This window comes from Streptomyces sp. NPDC000075 (genome assembly GCF_040301925.1).
Classification (GTDB): domain Bacteria; phylum Actinomycetota; class Actinomycetes; order Streptomycetales; family Streptomycetaceae; genus Streptomyces; species Streptomyces polychromogenes.
In genome coordinates, this window is sequence record NZ_JBEPFL010000057.1 from 20627 (window position 1) to 32106 (window position 11480).

General features: G+C 70.7%; 6 protein-coding genes. 3 read left to right on the top strand and 3 right to left on the bottom strand.

Going from position 1 to position 11480, the window contains the following annotated elements; all coding sequences use genetic code 11:
* Positions 1–145: 145 nt before the first annotated feature.
* From ABT403_RS37360 to ABT403_RS37370, 3 genes are all read right to left on the bottom strand, one after another.
* A complete protein-coding gene (locus ABT403_RS37360; protein WP_344169950.1) occupies positions 146–622 on the bottom strand; it encodes a ribosomal maturation YjgA family protein in 477 nt (158 codons plus the stop codon).
* A 168-nt stretch (positions 623–790) separates the two neighbouring features.
* The gene (locus tag ABT403_RS37365) at positions 791–2659 is read right to left on the bottom strand and encodes a C40 family peptidase (RefSeq protein ID WP_344169947.1); all 1869 of its coding nucleotides are present in this window, start codon (positions 2657–2659) and stop codon (positions 791–793) included.
* A gap of 380 nt (positions 2660–3039) precedes the next feature.
* Positions 3040–4890, bottom strand: a complete 1851-nt coding sequence (locus ABT403_RS37370; RefSeq protein WP_344169944.1) for an FG-GAP-like repeat-containing protein — start codon at positions 4888–4890, stop codon at positions 3040–3042.
* A 448-nt stretch (positions 4891–5338) separates the two neighbouring features.
* On the opposite strand from ABT403_RS37370, the gene ABT403_RS37380 reads away from it, so the two are divergent.
* From ABT403_RS37380 to ABT403_RS37390, 3 genes are all read left to right on the top strand, one after another.
* On the top strand, positions 5339–9271 hold the full coding sequence (locus tag ABT403_RS37380) for a polymorphic toxin-type HINT domain-containing protein (protein WP_425580350.1): 3933 nt from the start codon (positions 5339–5341) through the stop codon (positions 9269–9271).
* On the top strand, positions 9268–9663 hold the full coding sequence (locus ABT403_RS37385; RefSeq protein ID WP_344169941.1) for a hypothetical protein: 396 nt from the start codon (positions 9268–9270) through the stop codon (positions 9661–9663). The genes ABT403_RS37380 and ABT403_RS37385 overlap by 4 nt, the downstream gene beginning before the upstream one ends.
* 1032 nt (positions 9664–10695) lie before the next feature.
* Positions 10696–11480, top strand: a 785-nt coding sequence (locus tag ABT403_RS37390) for an AfsR/SARP family transcriptional regulator (protein ID WP_351650838.1), incomplete at its 3' end; no start/stop codon positions are given.

Below are 11480 nucleotides of genomic sequence, written 5' to 3' on the forward strand. Positions count from 1 at the left end.
CGGGGCCGGGCCGGTGCGCGTCAGGGCGGCTCGCGCGCCACCGTTGACGACGGCTCCCACCCCACCTGCGATCCAGGATGGGCACGCCCGCGCTGGGAGGGGACAGCAACTCCGACGGCGGATTCGCCCCCCACCACGGCACGCCTCAAGCACGCGCCGGTGCCGGTGCCGGCGCTGCGCCGGGTCGCCGCCGCAACATGGAGTAGATCAGCGAGCCCGCGGCGGCGCCGACCGCGTACCAGGCCAGATCGGGGGCGTTGAAGGCGGAGCCGAGCACGAGGCGGGCGAGGATGCTGCGCCGGGAGAGCTCCGCGGGCACCGGAGTGAGCTGGAGGAACTCGATCGCCCAACTGGTGGCGAGCGCGATCGTGGCGGCCCGCGTGGGCGACAGCCGGGGGGCGGCCGCGACGACGAGCGTCAGGAGCAGGACGGTGTACAGGGCATCGCCGCCGTACTTGGCCAGGTCCCCCTCCGCCACCGCCCTGAGCCCCAGCCCCGCCCCGACGGTCAGCGCGGCGGCCGCCACCGCCGCCGCGCGGGTGCGGGCCGACCGGACGGGGGCACGCTCCGGTGCGGCGGGGTCCGGGATCGCGGGGTCGGGGCTCGTGGGTGTGGAGGCCATCGGGTCATGGTGCCGGATGGGCCTGGCCGGGCCCGTCCAGGGCCCGGCCAGAGCGGAAGGAGGCGGCCTCACCCTCCACCAGGCGCCGGCCGGATCCTGGCCATTCGCCTGCGCGCGACGGCCCGTGGCGGCCCTGGGACGGGAAGGTGACACCGGGTTGATACACCATCAGAAACGGCGGATGACGCGCAGCGCCCTGGAGTAGTAGCCGCCGTCCGGTACACCGAGGAGGGACCGGGCCGCCAGGTCGCCCATGGTTGGGCCGTCGGGGGTCTTGCGGCTGGAGACGAAGCGGTGGTCGCCGTCCTGGTCCGTACCGAGGTAGATGGCGACGTGGTCGATGTCGGGACGGTCGTCGCCCTTCTTCGGAGGCTCCGCGTTGAAGTAGACCGTATCGCCGATCTGGAGGCCGGGGGTGATCGACGGCGGCACCGCGTCGTACGACGTGTTGCTCTTGCCCGCCCCGGGCGGGGCGGAGGACTGGGCCACGATGACGCCTGGTCCCGAAACCGCCATGGTGTGGCTGGTCCGGGGCAGGTACGTGGCGGGGTCTTGCTTGAGGCCCATGGGCATGCCCATGTGGTAGCCGAAGACCATGCGGACGAAGCCCGAGCAGTCGAGGCTGCCCACCGGCCGGTCGCTGCCAGGCTTTGGCTCGGGCTTGTCGCCGTGCTCGCCGGTCGGGAAGTTCCAATCCCGGTCCATGTAGTCGTGGAAGTCGGCGCCGATGTCCAGCCGGCCGGAGTCGGGGGCGTCCGGGTCCCTGGGCCCGTAGGTGGCCTGCCCGAGCACCTGCGCGCCGCCGAGGGCCGGGGAGGTGATGGCGGGCACGGATCCCAGGAACATCGAGCCGTATGCGAGCGCGTCCGGAGAGATGTCGGACGCCCAGGTGCGGATCTGCTTCTCCAGCTCCGGGGTCCATACCCCCTCGAACGGCGCGGGCAGGATCCTGACCCAGGTCGAGTGGGTGACCACGGGAGGCTTGAGCCACCTGCAGGACTCGACCTCGAACTCGTCGACGATGGCATCCACGGGGAGACCGGCGGACCCCACTGAGGCGAGCGCCCGTACCCCGACATGACCCTTGGCGAACCGGGCGTCCGTCGCCTCGACCGATTTCGCGGTGGACTCGGCGGCACTGGCACGCCAGGCGGACGCCCGCAGTTTGTGCCCTTCCCGTTGCAGACGGATCCGCCAGCGGTCGGCCGGGGTGAAGCCGGTGGCCAGCAAGACCGAATCGGCTTGGGCGGAACCTCCCAGCACGGTCACGAGGTCCTGTTCCGCCTTCTCCAGGATCAGCCGTACCTCGGCCTTAGGGGCGGGGGAGACGATGATTCTGGCACGATAGTGGTTGTTCATGTCCGTGAACCCGCAGGTCAGGCCGATCGACAAGGGCGCGCCGCTCGGCGCCTCACTGAAGCCGACGACGGCTGTGACGTTGACATCCGCGATGTCGTTGTCGACGAGGTAGACGTAGCGGGTCCGGTTGTCACGAGCCAGCAGGATGCGGCCGGACTGGCCGTCGACCCGGTAGTCGGAGTGGAGCGACGCGAACCCGTCGATGGCCCAGTTCCCGCCCCCGATGGAGGGCCCCCACCCCCCGGGGTCCCCGTCCACGGGCTTCTCACCGCCCGCGTTCTCCACCTTGCGGTCGAAGCGGTCGATGAACGGCCGCTTCTGCTCCGTGAAGCGCCGCTGCGGCCCGCGCACCGTGACGGTCCGCGCCCCTGCCGTCAGCGTGGCGAGCACGCCGTAGGGGTCCGAGACCTGGAGCCGTGCCGGTGTTCCGGGAAGGGCCTTGGCAGTGAGGACGGCTTCCTTGAACTGCGGGTACCAGACCTGCTCGGGCAGGCCGGCCGTCCCCGGTGCGGGGGTGGCGGTGGCCGCCGCCGTCGGCACCGCTTGAGCGCCCTGCGTGGCCGCCGCCGGCTCCGTGGCGGTCGCCGCCCGGACGGTGCCGATGGAGGAGAACAGCGGACCTGCGACGGCGGCTGAGGCCATGGCGGCCAGCGAGGAGCGACGGCTGAGAGGTGACACGGATGGGAACTCCTTGAGAGCTGCTGCCGGATGGCTGCAGGCGTTGCGGGAAGATGAGGCGTTGCCAGGTCTGAGGCCCGCACGCCGTCGTCGACCCACGGCTTCCCCCGAACCACCCGTAACCCCGGATCAGTACACGGAGTGCCATCCAACCCGAAGATCATTCCGCGGGGGCTCGGAGAAGAGCGGGCATGTCACCTTGGGCGTGCGCGTCGTCCCGTCGACGTGCCACTCGGTGGCAGACGGCGTGTTCTGACCGTGGCCCGTCTCCGGCCGTTCCGGTCGACGGCCCGCACGCTCCGTGAATGCGTGGTGCCCCGGACCCGCCCAGGGGTCCGGGGCACCACGCTGCCGCAACGGCAGCGGGGACTTCCCGTGGGTCAGCTGATGGACTTGATCCGGCCCCAGCCGCCGCTGCCGACCTCGATGCTCGAGCCGTCGACCGGACCGTTGGCGCCGGTGCCGCCCTTGTAGAAGAGGAGCGTGCCGTCGTCGGTGGTGGCCCATACGTCGGCGACGCCGTCGCGGTTGGCGTCCGCGCCGCCCGCGATCAGGGGGCGGTAGGCGGTGGTGTAGCCGCGGCCGTACTCGACGCGGGCGCCGAGGGAGCCGTTGGCCTGGCCGGGGTACAGGTAGAGCTTGCCGTCGCGGGTGTCGCGGGCGAGGAGGTCAGGACGGCCGTCCTTGGTGGCGTCACCGGGGGCGATCAGCGTCATGACGTTCCAGCCGGCGGTGCCGATCTGAACGGGGGTCCCGTGCTTGGGGGCGGCGCCGACGATTCCGGGGTAGATCCAGAGCTTGTCGTCGTAGCTGACCGCGAGGTCGGGCTGGCCGTCGTGGGTCGCGTCGCCGATGCCCACGATGCGGGCGGCGGTGGAGAGGGTGCCCATCTTCATCGGAGCGGCGAGTGTTCCGTCGCCGCGGTTGGGGTAGACGCGCAGTTCGCCCCCGACGACCGCGACGATGTCCTCCATACCGTCACCGGTCCAGTCGCCCCGGTGGGTGACCTGGGCGCCGCCCCAACCGCCGGTGCCGATCTCAACCGGTGCGCTGAAGCCACCACTGCCGTTGCCCGGGTACAGGCGCAGCTGTCCCTCGTCGTCAACTGCGACCATGTCGGGCAGGTTGTCGCCGGTCATGTCGCCGGCAACCGGATCGGCGTTCTTCGAGACCCAGGCACGGATGTCATCGACGCGGGTGGCGGTGCCACCCTTGCGGGTCTCCTCAAGGGGGGCGCCGAGGCACCCGGCAGGGCCCGCCTTGGCGGTGATGGCCACGAGCTCCTGGTTCTCGCCGACGGTGCGCAGCACCGGGCCACCGGCGTCGCCCGGGCACAGGGTGCTGTCGCCGGACGGGCTCAGGGAGACGTCGGCGGAGGCGTCGCCGGTGGCGGTGAAGGCCCCGGCGTGGAGCGTCTCGGGCACCCACGTGGTCTTCGTCCGGCCGAAGCCGGCGGCCGTCACGGTCTGACCGGCGGTGACCGGGGTGGAGGCCAGGTCAACGGGGCGGACGCCCGCGACACCGGTGTTCAGCTTGACCAGGACCAGATCGCGGTCGGGGTGCGGAACCAGCTGTACTGCCGTGCGCACGGCGCCCTTCGCCGTCTGCGTCAGGTCGGGGCGACCAACGGTGACCGTGGTGGGGACGGCGGGCTTTCCGGCGGCGGGCTTGCCGTTGGCGGCGAAGCATGAAGCCGCGGTGAGGACCCATCGCTGCGAGACGAGCGTGCCGGTGCAGGAAGTCTGGGTGCCGACGTTCACTTTGGCGCTGAAGGGAAGCTGCGCGGCGGGCTCGGCCGGAGTGGAGGCGGTGCCGGTGCCCGCGGGGACGCGGAGCTCGACGAGGACCGAGCGGGTGCCGGAGTCCCCGGCCTCGCCGAAGGGCTTGTAGTCGTTGGCCGGCGCGTCGACGACCGTCTCGTGGCCATCGGCGGTGATCTTCGCCTTGACCGGGTACGCCTCGGTCCAGATGCCGAAAGCGTCGGGGAGTTCGAGGGTGAGCCAGCCCCCCTGGTTGCCGATCACGTCGAAGCAGAAGTTCTTCTGCGCGATGCGGGACTTGACCTCGATGTCCGGGGTGCCGACGGCGCAGTCGGCGAAGACGATTCGGCCGTCGCCGCGCTTGAGGGTGATCTTCTGCTCCGCGAGGATCCGTGCCGCGTCCGGGTAGGAGAGGTCCTCGACGGCAGCCGGGAGGTCGGCCGAACCGGCGGCCACGGCCTGGGGGGCCACGTAAACGCCACCGAGACTCGCGATGCCGGCAAGGGCGGCGGTCGCCCCTACGAGACCTGTGGGGAGTGCCCTGCGGGCACGAGGTATCGCCACGATGTTCCTTAGTGCATGGGTGACGGGAGGGACTGCAACACCCCCCGGATTTCGCGTAAGTAAAGCACATGTAATATCCCGGCAGATCATCAAGCTCTGCTCCGTGGAGGCCTTTTGGGTCTCCTTCGAGCGCATCGGGCAGATCACACTTCCTACGAGGTGCGCTCCACCGTATCGGCGGTCGAGCGTTCCTCTCGCATGCCCGCGCATCGCGCGGGACGAGATTGGGCAGGGGGGCCGCCGCATGCGACGGCGCACAGATATATCCGGAGTCATAAACTCCGCAACATTGCCGAGGGGATCGGGAAGAAGACTCCGCCGCTTCTGCGGCATCGCACTTCCCCTGGCACTGACCGTGGGTCTCCTCGGGGCGTCACCGGCCTCCGCAGCCGACTGGGACGGAACTGACCAGCCGTCCTCCGATCGCGCTTACGTCGTTCAGGCGTGGAAGCACGGTGGCGCCGGAATCCAGGCGGCCGCAGAGAGGGCACTCCTGGGCGGTGACGAGGACGTCAAGGCGTTCCTCGCCAAAATGCCCGAGATCCAGTACGACGACGACTACATCGATGCCAGCCGTATCTTCCGCACCGGCGGCCCGGCCGTTCGTGCGGCCGCCAAGACGGCGCTCAAGGGCACACCCGAAGAACTCCAGGAGTTCATGCGGAGCGGGTGGCAGGGGCCGCTGGCGGAGGACCGCGAGGTGGAGACCTCCCAGGTCATCAACTTCGGCGGTCCGAGTGTGCAGGAGGCGGGCAAGGCGGCACTCAAGGCCGGTCCCGACGCCGTCGCGAAGTTCCTGGAGACGGGGCAGTACGAGGCACGGGCGACCGACAACGAGGTCGAGGTCTCGAAGCTGATCAACTCCGGCGGGCCGAACATGAAGCTCGCAGGCAAGAACGCTCTCCGGGGATCCGCGGACGACATTGCCGAGTTCCTGGAGGTGGGTCAGTACGTCGCCCGCAACCGCGACCAGGAACACGCCACCGTCGCCCAGCTCACCGAGCAGGCCAAGCAAGCGGGCATTCAGACCGAAGCGGCGACGAAGAACGCCGAACGAGCCTCGGCCAGGGCCGTGGACGCCGCCGACAACGCGAAGATCGCGGCGGCGAAGGCGGCCAAGGAGACCCAGGAGGCGGGCAAGGACGCCGACCGGGCAGCCTACAAGTCGAAGCAGGCGGCACAGTCGGCGCGCGAGGCCGCCGCCGCCGCGCAGCTCGCCGTCGGCGCGGCCAATGCCGCCAACCGGGCAGCCCGCACGGCCGCGATCGCCGCCGCCCAGACCGCGAACTCGGCCTCGCTGGCAGCGACCGCCGCGAACAACGCCTACAACTCGGCGATCGCCGCAGCCGGTGACGCGAGCAAGGCGGAGGCCGCCAACCAGGCCGCCAAGGACGCCCGTGACGCCGCACGCCTGACCAAGACGTCCGCCGACGCGGCACAGAAGGCCGGTGAGGCATCGCTGGCCGCCGGTGTCGCCGCCGACAGCGCCCGCAGCGCGGGCGCCCACGCGAATGCGGCGGCATCATCCGCGGAGGAGGCCAACCAGCACGCCGAGGCCGCCGGTGTCCACTCCGCGGAGGCCCGCAACGCCGCCGCGGAAGCCCGACGCCACGCCAACACCGCCACCCGCGCGGCGAACAACGCCGCGGCCCTTGCCCGCCGTTCGGCCCAGCAGGCCTTCGACGCCCGCGACGCGGCACGGGACGCGGCTCAGCATGCCGAGAAGGCGGCTGCCGCGGCCGAACTCGCGGCGAAGTACGCGGGCACTGCCGCACAGGCCGCCGACGACGCCCGTACCTGGGCCGACGCGGCACGCGTGGCCGCGGAGGCGGCGACCAAGGCCGTGAACACGGCGAACCAGGTCCAGAAGGTCGCGCTCGACGTGGAGCAGGAGGATCTCACCTCACGCGGCGAGGCCGCCCTGGAACGAGCCCGCTCGGAGAAGGAACAGACCGAGCGCCTGACCTCCGCCTCCGCAACGGTGGCCCGCGACGCCCGGGCCCTCGACGGCACCGCCGCGGCTCTGGCGGCCGAGGCCGCCAAGCCGGGTGTGGACATCGCGAGTACCGCCGTCAAGGGCCGCAGACTCGCCCTGGACGCCTTCAGCCTTCGCGGGCCCTGGCACCAGGAGGCAGCGGGCCGAGCCCTGGGAGGCACGGACGCAGAAGTACTGGAGTACCTGCGTACCGGCTGGCAGAAGGCAACCCTGGAGGAATCCCGCGACCGGGTCGCCCAGCTGAGTGTGGCCAGCCCGTACCCGTCCGTCCAGGCAGGCGCGGTCGAGGCCCTCAAGGGCACACCCCAGCAGATCGCCGACTTCTACGCCACCGGCCAGTACACCGTCGGCGCCGACGACCTCGCGGTAGCCGTCTCCAAGGTGAACAACGAAGGCGGCGTCAGCGTCAAGAGAGACGCCAAGGCCGCCCTCGCCGACGGTTCCGGTAAGGCTCTGGCGGCCTTCCTCGAGGTCGGCCAGTACAGTGCCCGGCTGAGCGACGAAGAGGTCATTGCCTCCACTCTGGCCAACAGGCCGGACGCCGCCGACGGCAGCGAGACCAACGGCGAGCTGCGGGCGGCCGCGAAGGCCGCTCTCGCCGGCACCCCGGCCAAGCTGCACGAGTTCGTCGTCTCCGGCCAGTACGCGGCCGCTCGTAAGGACGACCTCACCGATCACCACCGGTTCCAGGTAGGCCGGATGCTCGCCGAGGGCGAGATCATCTCCGCGAAGGCCCAGGCCGCGCGCTGGCGGGCCGCAGAGGCGGCGGCGCGCGCCAACAAGGCCGAGGCTGATGCCAGGAAATGGGCCGCCGAGGCAGACAAGTCCGTCGAGCTGGCCAAAACCTACGCGGCGAACGCCAAGAAGTCCGCCGACGCGGCTACCAAGAGTGCCGAACAGGCCAAGGCATCGGCCGTGACCGCCCGCAATGCGGCGAACAATGCCAACCACGCGGCTGACACCGCTGAATCCTCCGCCGCTCAGGCCGAATTCTCCGCGAATTACGCCCGCGAGTCGGCCCGTGAGGCGAACATATCCGCCGCTCGCGCCCAGGAATCTGCCATCCAGGCAGGGAAGAGCAAGGACGAGGCTGCGGCCGCGGCCTCTCAAGCCTGGGCCGATGTCAAGGTCAAGCGTGAGAGGGAGCTTGCCGAAGCACAGCGCAAAGCCGCGGAAATCCAGAGGCAACAGGCCGAGGCCGAGAAGAACAGGAAGAAGCCCTGCATCGTCCCGTACAACCGGGACAGCCTGCCCCCTTGCGCCCTTAACCGGGACGACTACGAGCTCGTGATCGGCAAGCCCGACCCGGAACTCGCCAAGCTCCTGGGCAAGGCCGCGTGGGAGCTCTCCGGAGCTGCCGACATCGAGAAGTGCATCAAGGAACCGTCCCTCGGCGGCTGCGTGATGGCAGCGGCGGGCGTCCTGCCGGTCGGCAAGCTCAAGATCGGCAAGAAGATCTACGAGGGCATCGAGAGCATCGCCAAGGGAACCAAGTACGGGAAGCTCCCGCCCTGTCTGTCACCTCTGAACAGCTTCCCGGCGGGTACCCGGGTCCTGATGGGCGACGGGACCGTACGGCCCATTGAACGGGTCAGGGTGGGCGATGCCGTGCAGGCCACCGACCCGGACACGGGTGTCACCGGCCAGCGCCGCGTGGCCGCGACGATCCTCACGCCAGAGGACCGCGAGTTCACGGACATCACCCTCACGCCCGACAGCGGCGGGGGTTCGCTCACCGCCACCGGCCATCATCCCTTCTGGTCCCAGAGCACCCGGGCGTGGAAGCCCGCGGCCGACCTCACCCCGCAGGACACCCTGCGTACTCCCGGAGGTGGCACGGCGGAGATCGCTCAGGTCCGCCACTGGACCGGACTGGCTCCCGCCTACAACCTGACGGTCGAAGACCTTCACACCTATTACGTTCTCGCCGGGAACACCGCGGTCCTCGTCCACAACACGAGCTGCGGCCCGGACCTCAGCATCATCGAAGGTCAGTTCGGCAAGAAGTGGGGCAAGCACTCCAAGGACTACGGGGCGCGCCCCAGTGACCAGGCGGCGCGGCAGGCATACCGTGACAAGATCGCGGATGTACGCGCGAACCACGAGGATGTGCGCCAAGGCCCCTACAACCCTGACGGCGGGGGCTCTGACGATTACCTCTTCTACCGCAAGGGCGAGGATCTCTTGATCACCAAGGCCAACGGTGAGTTCGTCACGCTCTTCCCGATGACCGAGGGGCTGAACAGATGGTATGTCGGCGCCACGCCCATGACCTGCGGCTGTAAGAAGTGAGCGAGGGGAAGTCCTTCGGTCTTGAAGGCGAAACCATCTCGGCGGCGTTCGCCGTGAAGTACCTCCCCGAGGGCGAGGCGGGCCTGGCCGAGGGGGTCGAGTTCGTGCTCGCGTCCGGCTCCTCCGTCATACTGTGGAACGGGACGGACTGGACGCTCCGTATCTCGGGAGGGGACTGGCCGCGACTGCCCGAGTGGGCGTGGCCGCCGGAGTCCTGGACGTTCTCCCGCATCGACGACTTGGGGCACCCGGGCCTCGACGAGGTTCTCACCGTCAACGCGGTCCACAACGAGGTCGGCGAGCTGTACGGGGTCAGGATCGAGTTTCCCGCCGCGACCCTCACGGTCAGCTCAGGGAACTCCGTCACCTGGCTTGTGACGCCCAAGCCCTGACACCGGCCTCATTCAGCACCGCGGCAACGCCCCGCCCACGCGCACACGTGGACGGGGCGTTGTCAGTGGGTGGGGTGGTGGCGGCGGTCGGCTGGCGGCGGGCGACAGCGGGCTTGCGGTGTTTGTGGCTCCGGGACCGCCCTGCGGCGCGGCAACAGCGCCCCGATCCCTGACGTCCTCGACTGGCCCCGCCTCAAAGCGGCACCACCGCCTCCGCCTGACGCCTTGCCGCCGGCGCCGTCCCGCGTCGGCGGATGTACAGGGCCACGTCACTGACGCCGGCCATCACGGCGATGCCGCAGCCGGGTTGTTGGCCAGTGGTCGCGGGCGCCGGCCGCCCCGGCAACCCCGGGTCCCCGCGTCACCGGCGAGAGCCTGGTCGTCTCTCCCTGACGGGGGCGCGTCACCGGCCCCGCACACGCGTGGCCCGTCCGGGAAGCACCCGTACGGGCCACGCGCGTGCGGCGAGCCCGTGGTGGGCGGCTGAGGTCTGACGCCGCCGCGCCGAACGCCCGTCTCCCACCGTGACGAGCACGGCCCACTTGGTCTCCGGCGGACGAGCCCGCCGGCTTCGGGAGGACCGGGCCGGGTTGCGTAACGGGAAGGTCAAGGCTGGTGAGAGACATGGAACCGTCCCGCCCCTTACTTGATCTTTCCTTGCGACCGAGAAGAGCTTCACCGGCGACGAGCCCCATGGGGGGGGAACCTCTTCTATGCACGTGAGATTCGGGCTGCTCGGTGAACTGACCGTTCACATCGAGAGTGAGCGGCGGCAGATATCGGGGTCGAAGGGCGGTGTACTGCTGGCCACTCTCCTCCTGCGCCCGAATACTCCCCAGTCGATCGACCGCCTCATGGCCGCCCTGTGGGGTGAGCGGTTGCCCCGCACCGCGCTCGCGTCGTTGCACAACCACCTCACGCGGGTGCGATCCGTGCTGGGCCCGGCAAGCCGCCGGCTGCAGGCGAACCAGGGTTCCTACGTCCTGCGGGTCCACGTCGGCGAAGTGGACGCGGAGGTCTTCGCAGGTCATCTTGCCCCGGGCCCAGGACGCGTTGCGCGCGTCCGACGACGAGACCCTCGGCGCGGCGAGCCGCGCCGCCCTGGCCCTGTGGCGTGGCCGACCGTTGGCCGAGTACCCGCCCTTCCACGAGGCCCCTGAGGTGACGCACCTCGTCGAACAGCATCTTCAGGCCGTCGAGCTGGATTTCGAGTACCACCTGCGGACGGGCCGCCATCGTGAGGTGACCGCGGACATCGCCCACTACGCCGGGGCCCATCCGCTACACGAACCGTTCCACCGTCAGCTGATCACCGCGCTGCACCAGGGCGGACGCGCTGCCGATGCCATCACCGCCTATCACGTCCTGCGCGGCACTCTGGCCGACGAACTCGGCATCGACCCTTCCCCAGCCACCCGGGAGGTCTTCCAGGGCCTCCTCGACCCCGACCCGTCGCAGGCCGGCATGACCGGCGGGGCCACCCCGGCCACGCCGCCACCGGCCGTACCCCCTGCGGACGGCGACGGCGACGGCGACGGCATCGGCATCGGCGGGACAGCAGCCGCAGACAGGCGGCTCCCGGGCGGGGCGCCGTTCCAGATCCCCCGGGACATCGCGGACTTCACCGGCAGGGCCGAGGAGCTGTCCGCCCTGTGCCTGCAGCTGGCGGCATCCGGGGCCGACCGGATGCCGGCCCTCGTCGTGCTCTCGGGCATGGGCGGGATCGGCAAGACCACCCTGGCCCTGCACGCCGCCCACCGCACCCGCGGCTCGTTTCCCGACGGCCAGCTCTACGCCGACCTGCGGGGCTTTGGGGC

Excerpts from the sequence above, each read along its gene's own strand:
- ABT403_RS37360 (WP_344169950.1), bottom strand. The coding sequence starts at position 622 with ATGGCCTCCACACCCACGAGCCCCGACCCCGCGATCCCGGACCCCGCC.